Consider the following 19,936-nt stretch of genomic DNA (forward strand, 5'->3'; position numbering starts at 1 on the left):
GATTCTCTTTCTCCCGCTGCTTTATTTTTAACACGCCGGTCATATTAATACCGTTTTACGAAACATTATTCTATCTATTGTGACCTATATAATGTATAATAGAGATACTCACAAGGGAGTATACATTATGTCATCTTATTTACTTAAAAAAATCTATAATCGCTTTGATTATTTCGTCTCCGAGGAAGATATCTACCAGTTACTTTTAAATCATGAGTTAAGTGATACCAGAAGAGGAATTCGTTTTATCTTTCCTCTTTATACGATCTTAATCATGTATTTCACTTATTTACGAATCATGGCTATCGGCATGACGAGTATTTTAGGTATTATTGAAGCCATTGGTATGATCTTATTACTCGCTCAGCAGATGATCGTTGATCCGAGTATTATGTCTCATAGTAAACGAGTCTATACCATTGGATATGCCTCCATCAGCTATGTCTTACTATCCATGATTATCATCACCAGCTTATATCATTTGCCCCATCAAAATGGTAATCTGATCTTTATCTGTTTATTTTTATCAATGCCCCTTTTCTTAATGGATCAAATATTAAGAATGTGGCTCTTTCAATCATTAATGGGTATGACCTGGTGCGTCTTTGCCCCAAGCTTTGATATGACCCTTAAGTTCTTTCTTACTTTAGTGACATTATTAGTCTATGGCTTACTCTATAATCGCTCTATTGATCTGTATTTAGAAAAGATCTATATCTCTCAGCAGCATGCCATGGATGGCCTTACGAAAGTCATGACCAAAAAATCAGGAAAATATGCGATCGAACAGTTATTAACAGCTAATAAACCAGGTGCTCTTTTCATTTTTGACCTAGATAACTTCAAACACTTCAATGATACCTTTGGTCATGCCTATGGTGATGTTGTCTTACAGAAAGCCTCCACAGCTTTACGTTCCTCATTTCGTAAATCCGATATTATTATGCGTTATGGCGGTGATGAGTTTGTCGTCTTTATGGAAAATGGTACCTATTCCTCAGCCACCACAAAAGTCAAACAAATCCAGGAAGTTCTCAATAAGATTTCTCTTGAACAGCAGCATGAAATCACCTTCTCAATCGGTGTAGCCTTACAAAGTAAAGATATCTCTTTCCAGGATCTCTTCAATCAGGCTGATCAGGCTCTTTATTACGTCAAGAAATCTACTAAACATAATTATATGTTTTATTCGCCTTCTCTTTCCTAAATTCCCTAATTACTATATAATGTCATTAAGGATGTGAGAGTTATGAAAAAAAAAGGCTTTACCCTCATTGAAGTCATTGTCGTGATTGTCATCTTAGCTATCTTAATGGCTATCGCTGTACCATCTGTAATGTCTTATATGAATAGTGCTAATAAAGCGAAATACTATGCAGCCTCCAGAAGTGTGACACAAAAGGTTAATGTTGAATTAACTAAATTTTACACTGGCAGCAGTAATGTAAAAAACTATAATGCAGCAATCAAAAAAGCAGTTAATGCTTATAACAAATCTGTTACTGGTAACACTTATGTTGTAGGTGTCCAAGTGAACTTTATTAAAAGCACTAATAATAGTACAAAAGATCCATTACCTTTTACAATCGTTGATTTTAAAGAAAATACACAAGATAATAATTATAATGCTCCAAATCAAGCAATGGCACCTGAGCGTATTCAATATCTTACTCTTTACTTTGCCGATCATGCAAATGACACAATTTCTAATTATACATGCTATACACATATCTATCCAAATAAAAAAATTGAATATCATTCCAAATAGGATAGAGGGAAATTAATCCCCCTTCCATTGCACCATACGTACGGATCTCGTATATGGCGCTACATTACATTATACACAATTTATCTAGATAGTAACTAAGGGGATTGACCAAACCTGGGCAGTCTCCTTTATCTTTCTCAAGAAATTTTGGACTTAAAATAAAATTAACAACATTACCGGTTGCTTTACGGTACCATCCCAGACGCGAATAAGCTACTTTAAAGATATCTTCGAATGAAAAATGACAATGCATAATCTTATTCAAATATGTAAGATGTCTAAAGATCGTTTTGGGTCTTTTCCACATTTTTAAAATGATAACCCTGATCTTGTGACGTAACCACTTGCCCAGCTCAATAAGAAAGCTTTTCATCATACCAATACGGAAGTAATGAATCCATCCTCTCAGTATTTGATTGACTTTCGTAATTGTATCTGCAAGCATGCAGGCTACAGCTCTTTTTCTCAAAAGAACCACTTTAAGCTTGTCATAAAGTCTCTTCTTTCTATCATCAGCAGGTTTACATCTCCATTGTCCTTTAGAACGCAAGAACGTAAAGCCAAGAAATATACTCTTGTTGGGGCGTACAACTTTGGTTTTTGTTGCATTAACCTTCAAGAATAGCTTTCTTTCTATCCATGAGTTCATAGACTTCATCACCCGGTTTGCTGACTTTTCACTTTTTACGTATATACATGTGTCATCAGCGTCCTTGAGAAATTTAATCCTCGCTTTTCACCCTTTATCGAGCTTATCAAGATATATATTACTGCAGATCACGCTTAAGGGTCCGCCCTGAGGCATACCCAGCGGTGTAGGTGATATTATCCCATTCTCCATCACTCCGGCTTTGAGAAAAGAACGGATAAGATGAAGAATATTCCTATCATTCATCTTTTCTCTAATAATGGATATGAGCTTGTCCTGATTGACTGTATCAAAGAACTTCTCAATATCCAAGTCAACGACCCATTCATATCCTGCATTAAGATAACCCAGGACCTCATGAACTGCCGTATGGCAACTTCTACCAGGTCTAAAGCCATGACTATGCTCGCTGAACAACGGCTCATAAATTTCAGACAACTGCTGAGCGACTGCCTGCTGGATAACCCTATCAACAACCGAAGGGATTCCAAGCGGTCTCTTTTTGTTGCTGTTTGGCTTTTCAATATAAACCCTCTTAACAGGAAGAGGACAGTATCTTCTTTCTCTGATTTGAGCACAGATCTCTTCTTCATGTCCAAAGAAATACAGGTCCAATTCTTCGACGGACATGCCATCGATTCCTGCTTTCCCTTTGTTATTCTTAATTTGATGCAATGCTCGCATCAGGTTCTCATGATCTAAAATCTTGTCTGTTAGATTCATTGCTGCTTTCTCCTTCTATAGTAAATTATTTAGAAACATCCCAGTTTCAGTATTTGATCATAGACAAGGTACGCCCTATCCAGCGGATCACCTAACTTGCGGACTATCTAAATATTGCAAATAGTGAATTAGCACTATGTAACATTAGGTCCTTCGATATCTCTATCTACTACGACCTCAGCTGACTTCTAGTGGCAACCTTTTTCGTCCGACGTTCACCCATACTGTTTAAAAGATTCAGGAATTCATCGTCCACTAGATCTCCCTAAAGAGCATTGAGATTTAGGCATCCTACAAGGATGCTCCCTCTCGTACTCGGGGTAAGGACACACATCACATTTGAATCCTCACTAGCTCTGAATTTACCTTACTGATATATACGTCTACCCTTTAGGGCTTTGGCTTGATGTGCAGCCTTACGAGGCAGCTAGGCCTAATTCAGTTTCTGTTCGTAGCCACAAGGATTTTGCTACACCGCTTCCTTCATCCATAACATCACTGTCATAAACTTGCGGTTCACTATACTTGGCGGTAGATTCCCGTAGTTGATTTCACAATCAACAAGATGTGCGCCATGCCCGGCACACTGTAAAAAGAACTGAGTTTAGAACTCAGTTCTTTTCTTATGCATATGAAGCTGTTGCTGAATAAGAGGAATTAATTCCACTTGAATCAGAACTGCCATCTATGGCAATACGGTTCACCCAAATTGTTACCGTTTGTGCTGATTTATCAACTTTCATAAATAAAGAGAGTCTAAAACGATTATTGAGATCCATAATTGGTGATCCAAATAACAAGCTATTATAATCATAGTTTATACCACGCCAAGACTTTACTTTTTTTTCAGGTTTTCCATATATTGGATTACCTACTTTAGTTAAATCAAAACCAATACCATTTGCGAATGTTTCATAGAAAAATCCATCATTCTTCTTAAAGCCTTGTGTGTAGCCTGATGCAGTACCTATCTTAGGATAATTTTTATAATAGTTTTGTGTTTCATATTGTTGACCATAATCGTAATAACCATTTTGAGGATTTCTATCATTATTTTGCGTATAATAATTTGTATTAGCTTCTACTGGCCAGCCACCTTCTCTAAAGTGAAGGATCTCTAGACCATTTCCATAGATCGCAGAGCGATAGCTTCCTGATAAGCAATTATCAATAGCTGAGGTCCCTTTTTCTTTAATAATACCAGCAGCATATTTTGCTAATTTATTAAGAACCACGTTATCTTGCTTTTGACGAATAGAATCAGGTGTCATTTTAATCAAATCGATATCATCTGTATATTCTGGAACATCATAACTAAACATATACGTTGCGTATAATGTTACATTCCTAACTTGTCCTGTCGCTACAGCATTTTTAAAATCCATAAAATTTTTTCTTGTAATTAACCCCTGCCAATTATTGCTGACACTTGCAATCTCCGGATTTCCATTAGTATACCTACGACCTGTCGATGGAGCTCTATATGTCTTTAAGCTAGTAGACCAGCCAATAAATGCCCAATCCCCCATTCATCACTCATTTTTTGTAATGCACTATAATTGGTACCTGGTAAATCATCAAACTTTTGAATACCATAATCTTTCAATTCAGATAATTTTTCTACATTAATATTACTTTTATTATCTGAATAATTCAAAGTATAATCAAAAACCATACCTAGTTTAACATCAATACTCTGATAAGTAAGCTTGTTTTTCGAGCTTTTATCGGTATAACTAGATACTCGAACACGAACAGAATTTTTCTTATTATCTGAGTCTGTACTAACTAATTTATATTCTGTCTTATATTGAATATCGTTACTATCAGACTGAATCGTATCAAAAGCTGCATCGCTTTCCTTTTTATAAACATTAGCATCATTAAAATATCTTAATGTTTGTGCTAAAGATGTCGCAAGAATTCCTGTAATCATTGTCACTAATGCCAATGCTACAATAACTTCTACTAATGTAAAACCATTTTGATTTTTCATCGTGATCATCTCCTATTTATATGTCCCTATTTCCCAGTTATTGTTATTTTGTTGGCAGGTGAGAGTAACAGTAGAGCTCTCACCACCTACTTTAACAGTGACTTTAAAAACCATTTTATCTTCACTTTCACGAGTAATCGTTCCCGAAGAAGACTGAATTCTTGAAATCTTTTCACCTGTATCATTACCATTTGCATCAACCTTATGGATCTCAATATTTTTAAGATTCATCGTTTCTCCAACATTAGGGACCCAATAAGGATTACTTGACTTATCACCGTAAGAAACAAGATAATTGCCTAGAACTGTACATTCACCTTTCGCATACAAATAAGCTTGTCTTTCACTATACTCATTGATCGTATTGCGATAATAAGCGCCCGCTAACATATAAAAGCCGCCAGTTAATACCATGACAATTAAGAGAACAATGACAGCAGTCGTAATCGTCGAACCTTTATTATTATTTAAATGTTTCATGACCTGTCCTCCTATCCATTGTTCAATTCATTAACACTTTTACGTGTCCAATATGTATTCATCATTGCATCATTATCAATAGTAAATTCCTTATTACGATTTATTTCATTACTCCAAACGCTATATTTTTGAGAATTAGTCTTGTTTAATGTAAAAATCATGGCCTTCTTTATATATTTTTTGGTAGTTTCATTATTAAACATTTCATAATAATAATCGTCAGGGATTACCTGATTATTACGATTAGCATGAATTTTGTATTTATCCATTAATTCGAATTTATATGCTAGATATTCATAAGAGGTCTCAGTCCCCAGCGCTGAAACATTAGCTGAATAAGTAGCCGTTTTCTCAGTCCAACCCCAAATAATGCTGTAATGATAATAGTCAATATTCATTTTTTCAGATATTTTCCCGTTTGATAAGAATTGGATATAATTTTTTTCATTACCATCTGTATTTAGTCGAGAAGTTCCGATTCTTATTGAATCACCTGCTTCATAGCTGCTATTTGGCATATATTCGTTCTCTAACAGCTTCCACCCCGACATGAAGCTGCCACCTGGAACAAGATCATCTTTATTTGTTGTTGCATCAGGCTCATAAATCTTCTTATACAAGCGATAGTAACAATCCTTATTTCCTCCATTTTCACCTGAATTTGCAACTTTTACTTGAATTAAATTACCAACATTAAAGTTATCCGTATTAAATGTGTTTTTATTATAAACATTCAGATTAGTTTCAGAATCTTTTGTTACTGTCGCGTTTTCATCATAAATAGGAACACCATCATACTTGTGGGAATAAATCTTATAATTTGGCAATGAAGTACGTGCATTATCATTAATCGGTGATGATTTTGGTGCCTGTAAATTGAAAAGATTACTTAATTGTCCATTTCCTAGATTTGCAAAAGTCGTATCAAATCCAGGTGTTGATAAGTCGATTTCGTTTTCTTTTCCTAAACAAATCCATCGTGGGTTATCGCGTTGTATACCATTCCCCTGATAGTTTGTTGCATTGTCACGTGTCGGTCTATTATAACTTGTTTTATCCCAATTGGCTTTATAATAATAACCCTCAAACAAAACAACATCCCCCTTAAGATACGTGTTTTCATCCAGATAATTTTTATCTATACGTTGCCACGTTGATGATCTATTTTCTGGAGGATTATAGGAATTAATATCATCATTAGTAATTTTAATCCACCAATAACCCTGATAATAAGTAAAATCTCCAAGGCGATAAGTGTTGTTCGAAGGAATCTTAAATAATTCATCATCATTATTACTTGTTCCAGTTACATAGTAACCGCGGTTAAGATAGCTTGACATAAATGCTAATTTATCTGCTATTGTTCCAGTATATGAACCTTTTTGATTATTATTGTTATCACCACTTGATGAAGAGCTTCCCGCTCCTTTGTAGTAAAGTTTCATCGTACTAGAAAGGATTGAGGTTGAATCTTTCCCAATACCTAAGCTTCTAATATCACCATTATATGGAGAGGTTTCTCCATCTTTCAAACTTTTTACATTAGAAAACTTAACGGTATCCCCTTTGGTATATTTCTCATCACTATTAGAGAATACATAGCTGAATTTAGCACGAAATTCAGATTCCTCTGAACTTTCTGCATTACTACGATAAGCTGTGACGCTCATTTTAAGTACGTTTGCTTTTTCATTTGTATCATCTAATGATTTCTTATTATAGTAATTTACATTAAGAACCGGCTTTCCACTTTCATTATTCTTATCGCCACGATATAACATATTATGATCTACATAGAGCCATTTCCAGTCATCACCTGATGGCTTTTTAGAAGAAATAACAACAGTGCCAGCATTAAGAACCTGTGATCTAACGTAACTTTCTATATTATCTAGTGAATCTTTTTTTAACTTTGTTGTACTCAAGTTACCAAACAAATCAAATGATGTTAAAATCATTGACAATGTAACTGCAATTACAATAGAAGCAATGGCTGTGGAAACAATAATCTCTATTAAAGTAAATCCCTTTTCGTTCCTTTCTAACATGATTAATACCCCCTAAGATATTTTAATCCACTCAAATCATACCACAAAAAATAGAATTAACCATCCTATAACGAAAGAAATAAATAGAAATAATGAAAAAGATCTCAAATATGAGACCTTATAAGGCAGATATGCGATCCTTCCCCTGGCTTTTCGATTGATAGAGAGCCTGATCCGCTCGATTAATAATATCTTTAGTATGCTGATCGGTTTCTTTGATCATGGTCAAACCAATAGAGACAGTTACTTCCTGCTCTATAGCTATCGTATGGACACTTTTTTTCATTTTTAAGGCAATGTCTTTTGCATGATCAGCATCAACATGTTCAATGATACAAACAAATTCATCACCGCCATAACGGAAGAGCACATCTGAGAAGCGGATCACTGATTTAATTTTCTCAACAACCTGAATAAGTACTTCGTCCCCTGCTTTATGCCCTAAGTGATCATTCACTAGTTTAAAGTCATCAATATCAATCATGAAGACTGCACACTGCGATATATGTCTTGATAGTAACGAACTCAAATATTTCTCTCCATAGTTTCTGGTATAGGCTTTGGTGAGATAATCATAATCGATTTGGGTTTGTAATCGTTCTTCTTTTTTCGCAAAGTATTGTCTTTGCTTTTTACGATCAAAATGATAGGAAAAAGCAAAGAATAGAGTAATTAATAATTCAATAAATGCAATCCCCGTAAAGGCATACTTATCAGATGTCTTACGAATTCTTTCGACATAAGTATGAATATCATTAAGGGAAACACCCATACAAATAATCCAGTTATAATCCTTATATAAATAAGCATAAGTTAATTTAGGTGTTGCCTGCGGATGATGATTATCTTTGAAATAATAGGAATAAAAGAAAGATGTATGCTTCTTAACACCTGACAATTCCATTTGGTAAGGTTTTTGTCCTTTTACATCTTTAGTATTAGTGGAAAGCCATTGCCCTTCCGTTTTGGGTAATTCCGGATGAATCAGTCTTTTCGCATAGCGATTGCCGCCATTAAAATTATGGATTTCATTAATCCAAATATAAGATCCAAAGTTAAACTTAGCATGATGTATATAATCTCTTAAGGCTTTTTTCTGGATCTTCTGAATTTGTTTCTTAGTATAATTCGGATGTACTTTTCGAATGTCACGATCGCGAATACGTATCGCTGTTACAAAATTATTCACTGTATATTTAAGAGTATTCTTTTTTAGTGTAACAACGTTTTCCTTGGTCTCCCGCGCATACTCTTTTGTTACGAAGAAATAAAGGGCAGCGGTCAAAGAGAATGTGACAATAACCGTGATCAATGCTTTTATGAAATAACGAAAACGATTCATATCATTCCCTCCTCAATCAAGTTATATATTATGCCTGACGGCGGTTATTTTGCGCTTGCGCGTAGAATGCACGCTTCTGATCATACATTCTTTCTTCAGCTAGACGCAGACTTTCATGAAGATTATGTTCATCACCAACACCATAAGAAATATAGTAATGAGACTTAGCTAAGATGTTATTGACTTCGATCATATCCTGATGAATTTGATCCACGGTTTTATGGCTAAAGCAGACAAATTCATCACCGCCGATGCGAAAGGTATTATGCATTTCGAAGTTGTCTTTTAAAGCTTTTGCTACTTCTTTTAATATTTCATCCCCTTGTTTATGACCATAGTGATTATTGAGTTCATGGAGTCCATTGACATCAATAAAGATTGTTCGGAAATCACCATTTAATTCACGACAGACACGTTCATAATGATTACGGTTATATGTTCCAGTCATTAAATCCAGCTTTTCTAATTCACTTGTTGTATAACGTTTATAAAAAAAGCGAAAACGTCTTAACTGGACAAAATATGCAATTGGGACAATCGCGATGGTAAAGATCATCAAATGCCAGAAATCGATATAAATACTTGTAGCATGGACATAAAAGTTGGCGAATAATAAATAGAATAATGCCGAAGCGGCCATAACGCTATACAGACGCACTAAAATGTCAGTCAGTAAGAGCGGAAATGTGACATAGTAAACAACAAAGCCAACGGCTGGCAGCCGTGGCTGCATTAAGGCCATCGCCATACCAAATAAATGAATAAACACGACACATATGTACATAAAGATAATGGCACCTTTAAACTTATTAGCAATGATCCGACTAATTCGAAAGAGTAAGCCAAAGACTAAAAAAGCAGCGATATATGCCAAAACAGAATCATTCTTATAAAACTCTAAATAGTTATGAAAAACAACGATAAAGAGACTTAAGATCATTTCGACTAATAAGATGCCTCTCATTGTATGACTATTGATAGTGATGATATCTTTTTTGATACAATCGTATTGCTTTTTCTCTAAACTGCCATAAAAGAAGTTTTTCCTTGCATCCATATTGTCACTTCCTATATTCTTGCCTCGCGCTGACGACGATCATGAACTGTATGCGTATAATAAGCTCGTTTTTGTTTATACATCAGGTGTTCAGCATCGCGGATGACATCTTCGATGAGATCCTGCCTTTGCCCTGTACTTATGCCATAAGAAATATGAATGCCTTCATCCATCAGCTGTTGAGCGATTATTTTCATCTTATGAGAGACTTCATCGATCTCATCATTGAAACTGATGCCGACGAATTCATCACCGCCTAAGCGATAAGTATAAGCTTCGCCAAAGTGATTTCTTAAGGTATGAGCGATATGAATGAGCATCTCATCACCGGCATGATGGCCTTTTTCATTATTAAGACTATGTAAGCCATCAGCGTCGACGTATACGATCACAAAGATGGGCGGTAAATCACCTTGCAGACTTTGGATATCCTTTTCATAACAGTTACGATTCTTAATCCCTGTGAGTAAATCTATCTCACTTAAAAGACGCATGTGATAGTCCTGGTAAAAAGCCTGAATACGGGAAGGGATTAAGAAAACAGAAGCCATAGTGCCAATAAAGAGAAACATAATGACTTCAATCGAATCAAATAAGGCAATCTGACTATTTTCAAAATGATAGCTTAAAATAATATAAAGGGCAGATGCTAAACTGCCGGCAATGATTTGTCTGATCGGAATATCGGTAAAAGCTATAGGCAAGGCCACTAATAAAACGACAAAGCTCACGGTGGGCAATGATGGCTGAACCATTGATTGGATGATTGTCATCAGATAGAGCGTCGCCATCCCTATATACATACATAATGTCACCCGCTGCGGCTTGTCTTCTAAAAGCATGGCAAAGGCAAACCTTTCAACTACTAAGGCCATAGACGTAATGCCAATGACAATTTGGGTCGGCGTATTTTCAAAATGTGCCACTGCGTTAATCATAAACATGATCAAAAACACCCACATGATAATGGGTAAGAGACCTTTTAACGCAATAATATTATAGTGATCACAATTCTCTTTTACATGGGTAAATTCTTCTTTTGTTAAACCGCCATATAATAATATCTTTCTTAGTCTATCCATAACGTTCACCCTATATGGGTATTGTAACACGATTTTTTAAATTAATACATGCCTATCGTTATATGACTTTAAAATGTGCCCGGAATTCACTTTTATGATCGCGATAATATGCAACGCCTTCCTTTTGACCAAGTAAATGAATACAGTTAAGATAGAGGTCATTAAGTGATGTAGCATAGGCATAAAGCACCTTTTTCTTATGTTTTGCTTTTTTGTATTCTTTAGCGACTAAAGCCCATTCTTCTTCTGAACGTTTATGCGCTTTTTTATTGATTGTGATTTCTACTTCTTTTTCTTTCTTTTCTTCTTTAGGAGAATCCAAAGTAATAATTTTGACATAACGACCTAATGTTTTACAGAAAGAAACGGTCGCTTCATAGCCTTTATCATTGGCAATGATATAAGCTTTTTCATAGGGAGCAACTCCTAAGATATAACCTAAATAAGTCGATAACTGAAAATCTAAGGCATTCTTGCCATCATCGACTTCTAAATAAATGGTATTCTTCTTTTTCTTAGTAAAGACTTTATGATTCTTATAATCATTTCCTGAGTTTTTGGTATAGAGGATATGGATTTGGTCTTTCCCTGAAAGTTTCTTCTTTTTCACAAATCCTTCCAACATTTTTGGGGCGATATTTTCGCCATCCACTAAATAAATCTTATTCATTTTACAACTCCTTTAATATATATGAATGACTTTGCCTAATAAAAGGACTAAAACAACGGCCATCATTGGTTTCACAACTTTAGCGCCTTTGTCCATCACGAGGCCACTGCCAAGATAATTTCCTGCCATATTACAAAGAGCAGCTAATAAACCCACTGTAATAATCACTTTCCCTTGCATTAAAAAGACGGATAACGCGGCTACATTGGTGGATAAGTTGATCATCTTCACAAAAGCATTCGCGCGGGCGATGCCTAAACGGGCAAAGATGGTAAAGGCTAATAAGAGGAATGTCCCGGTTCCCGGACCATAGAAGCCATCATAAATGCCGACAATAAATGAACAGAGACTCATAATGCGTAAACGTTTCTTGGTGATACGGTGCCAGGCATGATCTCTAAAAATACTTTTATTGAAGATACAAAAGGCCGCGACTGGCATCACCACTACCATCAGAGCATTTAACACTTTTGGACTCGCTAATAAGGACAAACGCGCCCCTAATAATGAGCCTAAGATGGCTGCAGCCATCGGCCATATAGCTTTCTTGATTTCCAAAAAGCCATTTTTATAAAACCGATATGTAGCTAAAGCAGTCCCACAAGAGGAACTCATTTTATTAGTGGCGACAGCCTGATGCGCTGGTAAACCAGCAATCATATAAATAGGTAATGAGATCAGACCGCCTCCCCCGGCAATCGCATCGACAAAGCCTGCCCCAAAGACAAAGGGACTAACAAGCAATAGTGTATTTAACATATTTTCCTTTTCTCCTTAAAACACGCCCATTATATCAAAAAACGATAGGCTCGCCTATCGTTATTGGGGCAATTCTTCAAGAATGACATAAGAGATATCGCCAAAGTATTCATTATGTACCATATGACTTAAGGTATGAACTTTGATTTTGCGATGGGTTTTATGTGTTTCAACGTGATAATCTAAGCTATACATCCCATTTTTCTTATTGTGTGGCAATTGCGCTTTGACTTCATTTCTCGCCTGTTCATATTCTTCTGAAACGACTAAACCTTTTGTATTGCCATGGACTGCCTTCATAAAATCAGCTTCGCTGTCATATTCCAACAAATCAACTAACGCTTTATTGACAAAGAGCAGTTTTCCGCTGTCATGCTGATAAATAAAGAAGGCGCCTGGTAAATTTATAGATAAATCTTTAAGATTGAAGCCTAAGCTAGAGCGTCCTTCATAAACCATATCTTCCTCATAGACATACTATTAAATGTCAATAGAAAATATGAGGGGAGTTGATTTTGTTAATTATATAAATTAATTGAATCTTTGTTTACTCTGATTCTAAAGCCAAGTGAGTTTGTCTTGGCTTAGAGGTGAGTGCTATAAATATGTAGTATTAAAAATTACAAAAAGAAAACATCTTAGTGTGTATAAATGTGAAAGTTGTCACAAGCTATTGAAACATATGTGTTTTATATCAAAAATCTACATACAGTATTACTCTTCTGGGTCATTTCCAGTAAAGGTAAAATCATGTACTACACCATTCTCATCAGAATATTTGTAAATACATCTTCTTGTCTTTTCTGGAATGTCAGTAGTAATACTTTGGAAGAACGTGGCTCGGGTATCTTCCGGAAGCTTCATGAGATCCTCATAAAGCAGTACGAAATCACTATCATGCTTAAGAATAGCGTAAATATAACGTGCCATCTTATTGGCAACAGCTACTATTGCAAGCTTATGGCGCTTCTTATTGCCATTTTTAACCCTTGCAAAAAGGTTGGCAAGGTATGGATTATGCCGTCTGGCATACTCTGATGCCAGGTATATAGCGTGTCTGAGGATAGGCGATCCCATTTTGGAAATCTTCCCATGGGTATCAACTGATGAACCTGATTTCTTATTTCTTGGCGTTAATCCACAGTATGATGCAAAGTTTTCCGCTTTCTTGGAAAGAGCTATGTCATATACCTCACCAAGAATCATAGCTGCGGATTCTTCACCAACACCGATTAATGTCTGAAGACGCTTAAATGCAGGCTGTTCTGAAGCAAGATTAACCATCATTTTCTTGTAGTTTCTCCTTGTCTGAAGCAGATTTCTGATACTGCTGACCATTTCAACGGTGATCAGTTCAGCTTCCTGAGGAACATTAAGAGTAACAATGGTATTTTCACAAAGATCGAACAAATCGTCTATTTTAGCTTCCTTACAGCGATGCTTAGAGGCCTCGTAAGCCACATTAAAGACTTCATTTTTAGAAGATTTAATGATATGATGTGCAGTAGGATATGCCTCTAAGATTGCAAGCGCAGTCGCAGAACTTATTGAGAAAACAGCGGTAAGCTCCGGGAAGAACTTTTCACACTGTGCACTCAGTCGATTGTATTCAGCATTTAGCTGTTTATTCAGCTGCTGATAGCGATGCGTCAGAAGTTTTAGATTCGCATGTCCTTTTTTGTTGTTTTCTTCGTTGTAATTAGGAGCTTTTTCAACATAACGTGCATCATCATCAGTTGCGCACATCTGTGCAATAGTCTTAGCGTCAAGTGGATCGGATTTGGCATATCCGTGTGCATCGCGCCACCTGTCAACGAATTTAGTATCCAGAAACTTAACTGCTTCACTTTCCTGGAGATGATCGCGTATATACATATAGACATTGTCAGAGTACACGCCTGTTACTTCCATTGTGAAAAGAACGCTCAGGCAGTCTTCATCTTTGTAATGTCTAACGGTATCGAGGAACTCATCGACACCTGGCTTGGTGAATTTAAACTTTATCGCCTTTCGAACAAATTTGGATTTAACATTTCTATCTCTGTTACGTTTATAAATGGCAGCATCTGCTTTGCCTTTAGAAACGTCTAAACCGATAAATAAATCATATTGTTTTGAAAAGATATTGTTTTTCACGATAAGTACCTCATTTCATAAATTGATAGTAATTTGTTTTGAACTGCACCTCTAAGCCAAGACAAACGCAACCTCGAAAATAAGAAGACAATGCAAACAAAGCTTCAACAAACTCATTAGGGTATAAAGAACTGTTTTGGCTGAGGAATAAGTCTATGTGAAGCGGACATCCCATAGGGGCCGCAAGGAGAAAGAATACAACCTTAGGTTCAAAACAGAATCTATTATCCTGGATTTGAAGTGTATATTCAAATCTAAAGAATCATCAATTATTAGCGATGATTCTTTAATCAAATTACAAACATATTATACGAGAGAGATAAGCCATGTTTTCCACGCAGTTTAACAGAATATAAGGCCATATCGGCTTTACGCATAAGTTCAGATAAGTCTTTGGCCTGGGTCGGATAGATCGCATAGCCAATAGAAATAGAGTACTTGTATTCTTTCCCCTGATATTCAAAACTGAATGGTCGATGAATAAACTTATTTAAAAACACCGTCACTTCTTCTTCATTCATATTCTTGATCAGGGCAGAGAATTCATCACCGCCATTACGGCCATAGATGGCATGATGACCAAAATACAGTTTTAACATGCCTGCTAAATGTTTAAGGGTTTCATCACCGATGGCATGGCCATAGAGGTCATTAACTGATTTGAAGTTATCCACATCAATTAATAATCCCGTATAAACGCCTTCTGGATGTTCTTTTAATAATTCTGAGCTATGGCTATCAAAGCCATGACGATTATAGACATTCGTTAAATAATCGACGTTGACTAAGCGGGTTAATTCTTTTTGTGATTTGAGGTAAGAGAGGATCATATAAAGCATTACCGAAATAACAATGGCTAAAAGCGTTCCTAATATGATGATGAGCATCACTTCTTTAGATATGACATTAGCATTTGCTTTTTCTACTTCTAGCTTCCAGCTTGATGCGCCGACTCTAAAATAAGCTACAACCGGATGATACAATTTGTGATGCGAAGAGGCCATCTTTTCAAAGCTGCTTTCATTAACATGTGATTTATAAAGATTGTAATAATAACCAGAATCTTCCAGAGAGCTTAAGGAATCATTGAACAAATCATTGGTTTTAATCGAAGCGACCGTAAAACCCCAGAACTTGTTGTGGAGAAAGACCGGATTTTGAATAGCAATCCCCTGTCCCCCTTCCTGCAGGGCAAAGGGTCCACGAATAATTGTCACATTTTTGTTCCGGCTATAGACGGAAACCTCTTTGGTTTCCTGATCATGTAAGAAATCAATCTTTCCCATTTTGTTTTTAACTGGCGGATAGACTGATGTCACAACACCTTTGGGAGCGATATGTAATGAATAAATATTTTTCGTCTTTTCATAAGTACTTTTCATAGTTTTATAAAGTTCTGCAGTGGAACCATTGGTGGCATGAGCTACAGCTTCTAAGACCTCAGTAGCAGTAGCGGCCTCTTGTAAGTCTTTCTTGAGACTCGCTGTTGCACTATTTAAATGTAACTGTGCTTTAACAACTTTTCTTTGCTTTTGTGCAATATTCTCTTGTCTGGCTGTTACTCCAACAATAGCCATTCCTAACAGGAAAACAAGCACTGCAATGATCACGTTTTTTCTCTTTGATAAATTCATGACTTAACCCTCTATACGTGGTCATTATAGCACTATTATTTCAAATAAAAACCCATTTTCAAAATTTCTATATATTTATGACATAAGATTTTCATAGTCACAATAAATCATTGCACCATTCATATCGATCATGAAATAATCATGGTCTTTTAGACACTTTTTCATATCGACAATCGTCCCTTTAGGTATTAAGGTCGTTGCATGATACATCTTACCAATCATCATCTCTTCCTTGGATAAAGGATCATCAATGATCAAACGAAATTCATGCTGATAATGATAGGATGGTCTTTTGGTAAGTAAATGTTCATAGCGGTGATTATTAACTAAACGGGTAAAGGTTTCTAAATTCATATCCTGATATGTGACTAAACCATAGGCATAGGTTTGTGTAAAGCAGTGTGACTGCATAAATAAAGCCCAGTCTTCCCATTTAAAGATGGTTGCATAATAAGAGCCAAAATGATCCATCATCCGAGCATCAATCGTAATACGATGATCATGAACCTGATCTTCATAAACGACATAAAGAGAATAAATCGGTAAGTAAAGTCTTTTTTCTGGAATATATAAATGGGAGAAGGCCCCCTCCAGGGCATCCCCTCTCCCATTTTGTAATGCCTGATAATAATGTGCCGGATGCATAAAGAATGATCCATTACATAACGCATCAGCGTATTTTCTTTTTGATGTAAACTTAATGATATAGGCAATCTTTCTCATAGCATCCTCCTTCTTAGCACTATACCATCTTTTTCTCATTATGATAAGTCTTTTTAATTATTTGTAATTTCTAATTGTGCTTTAGCCCAAGTAAAGTAATCATCATGATCCATGATATACCAATACATCTGATCATAGATGATCGCAAAAGTTTCAAAGGTATAAGGAGGATAGTCATCTTCATCTTCTTCGTTCATGAAATATTCATCTAATTCATCATCAATCTGATCATAGTTGAAGATAAAACGCTCAGTGCCAGTATTATTGTTCATCATTTCAAATAATACCTCACGGGCTCTTTCTTCATCACCATAGACATAGTAGAAGATCGAAACAGGTAATAAAATATCCACATCAACTTTATCATAAGCCTCTTCAATGACCGCTAAGAATTCATCCACATTATCTTTTTTCTCTAATGCGCAATAATAAGTCATCAGGTAAGCGGTAAAGTTATAAGGATCATCCTCTAAAAACTGAATCGCTTGTAAACAAAGGCTGATGCCGCGACTATACATTTTATGATCCGCAAAAATTTGATTTAATTCAGAAAACAGGGAAAGAACATGATCTTCTGCATCAAATCTCATAAAATCTTCTTTGCCATCCCAATTGGTCTGGTAATATTCATCAAGATTTTCTTGAATCAGCTTCATAAATCGTTTGATCTTTTCATCAACTGGCATCTCCTGCATTCTTACCGCAAATTCTTCGATCCCCGGAAGATGTGAATTTTTCACAATGAAAGAGTCAACATAAGCTTTATATTCCGCCTCGTTTTTAATGGTATCTAAACCGCTATAAAAAGCATCTAACAAAGGATCAGCAGATAAAATTTCCGAAAGGAAATCATTGATATTTTGATCTTTTAAAATACTCATGAATTCCTCAAATGCATCGTCATCACTGCCTAAAAAGTCTTCTGTATCATCATATTGTGTTTCTGTTTTCTTTGGTTTATTGGTTGGTTTCTTTTTCGCATTATTCTTTTTCTTTTTGACTTTCTTACTCATGATTGTCTCCTTTCATCATGACCTGGCAGCTTTTCATTACTTCAATAGCCGCCTGGTGCTTTTCTACGCTCACCCCGGCACAGCAGCTTTCATCACAGTAAATCGGTAATTCCGGCATTTCTGCTTTCGTTAATAAGGCATTAGAAATAACACAGATATCAGTGCATAAACCGACAAATTCAACTGATTCTAATTGTCCAGCATCATAACGTTTCTTGAGTTCCTTGACTAAATCAACAGAGCCAAAGGTTGGTTTTTCAAAGATTGGGGCATGTCTTTCCGCTGCGATCTTCGCTAACTCAGGAATTAACTTCCATCCTTTCGTTCCCTTAATACAATGGGCAACTGGTAATAAATGACCTTCCTGAGTCTCGGCATAATTCTGAGGATGGGTATCTTTAGTAAAGATCAGATCACCATCAAAGGTTTTCACTTTTTCTAATAAATGAGGCACCATGGCCTCTGCTTCCTTCGTGCCTAAAGCCCCATCGACAAAATCATTTTGCATATCAATGATAACTAATGTTTTCATAACAATATCAGCTCCTCTTTATCTTTATAGTAACACTTTAAAAATGACTTCTAAAGAAAATAATCTTCCCGCAGGAAGATTATTGAAAACGTTTTAAGAATTGACGAAGTTTTCCCATCGCTTCTTGCAGCTGCGCTAAGGAATAAGCATAAGAAATACGGATATACCCTTCGCCAGCTTCGCCAAAAGCACTGCCTGGTGTCGGAGCTACTCTTTGTTCTTTCACTAAGGCCACACAGAATTCCTCAGACGTCATATGGGTAAACTTAATATTGGAGAAGGTATAGAAAGCCCCTTTAGGCATAAAGGTCTGTAAGCCCATATCATTTAAAGCTTTGACAAGATAATCACGACGCTGTTTATATTCCTCACGCATCTTAGCAACATCCTGATCACAGCTCTTTAGCCCTTCTAAAACCGCATACTGGGCAAAAGAATTCGCACAGATAATTCCCAACTGATGAATCTTAACCATTTCACTTAAGAACACTGGATTGGTTAAAACGTAACCTAAACGCCAGCCCGTCATCGCAAAAGATTTAGAGAAACCATTGATGGTAATAACCTGATCCCTGATTTCATCAAAGGATGCTAGAGACGTATACTCTTCATCATAACTTAATTCAGAATAGATCTCATCAGAGATAACGATTAAGTCATGTTTTTGAATAACAGGTACTAACGCCGCCAGTTCCTCTTTATTCATAAAAGCACCCGTAGGATTATTTGGATAATTCATGATTAATACTTTTGTCTTAGGGGTAATAAGTGATTCTAAGACATCCGCTTCAATTTTAAACTCATGTTCTTCATTGAGTGGTAACTTGACCATCTGACCACCCGCTGCTTTCACCGCTGATTCATACGCAACATATCCTGGATTTGTTAAAATGACTTCATCACCTGGATCCACAAATGTTCTTATGGCCAGATCAATTCCTTCTGAAGACCCTACCGTTACTAAACATTCCGTAGCCGCATCATAACTGACATGATATTTACGATTATAATATTGACAGATTTCTTCTCTTAATTCTAAAAGACCTCTATTAGCCGTATAATGGGTTTTCCCTTCCTGAATAGCCTTAATCGCAGCTTCACATATTTTAGGAGGTGTTGTAAAATCAGGTTCCCCTACTCCTAATGAAATCACATGATCAAATGTTTTCGCATAATCAGAGAACTTTCTAATCCCTGAAGGCTTAATTGATTTTATTCTATCACTGACTTTTGATTCTAAATTCATATCTGCACCACCTATACATATTCGTCTTTACCATTATAGCGGTTATCCTATCACTATGAAAGAACTTTATCATTTATT

The 19,936-nt window shown here is 36.0% G+C and carries 20 protein-coding genes; 2 read left to right on the plus strand and 18 right to left on the minus strand.

The annotated features are described in order from the left end of the window. Positions 1-127 precede the first annotated feature (127 nt). Together SG0102_RS08555 and SG0102_RS08560 are read left to right on the plus strand one after the other, a co-directional pair. Positions 128-1,207: a GGDEF domain-containing protein gene (locus SG0102_RS08555; protein ID WP_157983008.1), complete on the plus strand. Its 1,080-nt coding sequence runs from the start codon at positions 128-130 to the stop codon at positions 1,205-1,207. Positions 1,208-1,249: 42 nt separating this feature from the next. Beyond that, positions 1,250-1,768, plus strand: a complete 519-nt coding sequence (locus SG0102_RS08560; protein ID WP_125119561.1) for a prepilin-type N-terminal cleavage/methylation domain-containing protein — start codon at positions 1,250-1,252, stop codon at positions 1,766-1,768. 64 nt (positions 1,769-1,832) lie between these two features. Here SG0102_RS08560 and SG0102_RS15710 read toward each other — a convergent pair whose 3' ends face one another. The 18 genes from SG0102_RS15710 to SG0102_RS08645 form a co-directional block, all read right to left on the minus strand. After that, positions 1,833-2,417 (minus strand): group II intron maturase-specific domain-containing protein, encoded by a 585-nt coding sequence (locus tag SG0102_RS15710; protein ID WP_231999771.1) that lies wholly within the window; start codon positions 2,415-2,417, stop codon positions 1,833-1,835. An 87-nt stretch (positions 2,418-2,504) separates the two neighbouring features. After that, positions 2,505-3,140 (minus strand): reverse transcriptase domain-containing protein, encoded by a 636-nt coding sequence (locus SG0102_RS15715; protein WP_231999773.1) that lies wholly within the window; start codon positions 3,138-3,140, stop codon positions 2,505-2,507. Between the two features lie 623 nt (positions 3,141-3,763). Next, positions 3,764-4,669, minus strand: coding sequence for a hypothetical protein (locus SG0102_RS08570; protein ID WP_125119562.1), 906 nt, complete (start codon positions 4,667-4,669; stop codon positions 3,764-3,766). After that, entirely contained in the window at positions 4,630-5,136 is a 507-nt protein-coding gene (locus tag SG0102_RS08575; protein WP_157983009.1) for a prepilin-type N-terminal cleavage/methylation domain-containing protein, read from the minus strand. The genes SG0102_RS08570 and SG0102_RS08575 overlap by 40 nt, the downstream gene beginning before the upstream one ends. Before the next feature lie 12 nt (positions 5,137-5,148). Continuing rightward, positions 5,149-5,616 (minus strand): hypothetical protein, encoded by a 468-nt coding sequence (locus SG0102_RS08580; RefSeq protein ID WP_125119564.1) that lies wholly within the window; start codon positions 5,614-5,616, stop codon positions 5,149-5,151. Between the two features lie 11 nt (positions 5,617-5,627). Continuing rightward, positions 5,628-7,664, minus strand: coding sequence for a type II secretion system protein (locus SG0102_RS08585; RefSeq protein ID WP_125119565.1), 2,037 nt, complete (start codon positions 7,662-7,664; stop codon positions 5,628-5,630). Positions 7,665-7,782: 118 nt separating this feature from the next. Beyond that, positions 7,783-9,006, minus strand: a complete 1,224-nt coding sequence (locus SG0102_RS08590; RefSeq protein ID WP_125119566.1) for a sensor domain-containing diguanylate cyclase — start codon at positions 9,004-9,006, stop codon at positions 7,783-7,785. A 28-nt stretch (positions 9,007-9,034) separates the two neighbouring features. Then, positions 9,035-10,063: a GGDEF domain-containing protein gene (locus tag SG0102_RS08595; protein ID WP_125119567.1), complete on the minus strand. Its 1,029-nt coding sequence runs from the start codon at positions 10,061-10,063 to the stop codon at positions 9,035-9,037. An 11-nt stretch (positions 10,064-10,074) separates the two neighbouring features. Next, positions 10,075-11,145, minus strand: a complete 1,071-nt coding sequence (locus SG0102_RS08600) for a GGDEF domain-containing protein (protein ID WP_125119568.1) — start codon at positions 11,143-11,145, stop codon at positions 10,075-10,077. A 58-nt stretch (positions 11,146-11,203) separates the two neighbouring features. Next, positions 11,204-11,815: a PIN domain-containing protein gene (locus SG0102_RS08605; protein ID WP_125119569.1), complete on the minus strand. Its 612-nt coding sequence runs from the start codon at positions 11,813-11,815 to the stop codon at positions 11,204-11,206. Between the two features lie 12 nt (positions 11,816-11,827). Then, on the minus strand, positions 11,828-12,574 hold the full coding sequence (locus SG0102_RS08610) for a sulfite exporter TauE/SafE family protein (protein WP_125119570.1): 747 nt from the start codon (positions 12,572-12,574) through the stop codon (positions 11,828-11,830). Between the two features lie 60 nt (positions 12,575-12,634). Then, positions 12,635-13,033: a diguanylate cyclase gene (locus SG0102_RS08615; RefSeq protein ID WP_125119571.1), complete on the minus strand. Its 399-nt coding sequence runs from the start codon at positions 13,031-13,033 to the stop codon at positions 12,635-12,637. A gap of 255 nt (positions 13,034-13,288) precedes the next feature. Then, positions 13,289-14,710: an IS110 family RNA-guided transposase gene (locus SG0102_RS08620; protein WP_157983010.1), complete on the minus strand. Its 1,422-nt coding sequence runs from the start codon at positions 14,708-14,710 to the stop codon at positions 13,289-13,291. Between the two features lie 290 nt (positions 14,711-15,000). Next, on the minus strand, positions 15,001-16,287 hold the full coding sequence (locus tag SG0102_RS08625; protein WP_157983011.1) for a sensor domain-containing diguanylate cyclase: 1,287 nt from the start codon (positions 16,285-16,287) through the stop codon (positions 15,001-15,003). Positions 16,288-16,419: 132 nt separating this feature from the next. Next, positions 16,420-17,067: a hypothetical protein gene (locus SG0102_RS08630; protein WP_125119574.1), complete on the minus strand. Its 648-nt coding sequence runs from the start codon at positions 17,065-17,067 to the stop codon at positions 16,420-16,422. Positions 17,068-17,120: 53 nt separating this feature from the next. Continuing rightward, positions 17,121-18,080, minus strand: coding sequence for a hypothetical protein (locus tag SG0102_RS08635; RefSeq protein ID WP_125119575.1), 960 nt, complete (start codon positions 18,078-18,080; stop codon positions 17,121-17,123). After that, on the minus strand, positions 18,073-18,612 hold the full coding sequence (locus SG0102_RS08640) for a cysteine hydrolase family protein (RefSeq protein WP_179951165.1): 540 nt from the start codon (positions 18,610-18,612) through the stop codon (positions 18,073-18,075). Before SG0102_RS08640 ends, SG0102_RS08635 begins: the two co-directional genes overlap by 8 nt. A 79-nt stretch (positions 18,613-18,691) precedes the next feature. Next, entirely contained in the window at positions 18,692-19,858 is a 1,167-nt protein-coding gene (locus SG0102_RS08645; protein WP_125119577.1) for a pyridoxal phosphate-dependent aminotransferase, read from the minus strand. Between the last annotated feature and the right edge of the window lie 78 nt (positions 19,859-19,936).

The sequence above is a fragment of the Intestinibaculum porci genome (assembly GCF_003925875.1).
Lineage (GTDB): Bacteria > Bacillota_I > Bacilli_A > Erysipelotrichales > Coprobacillaceae > Intestinibaculum > Intestinibaculum porci.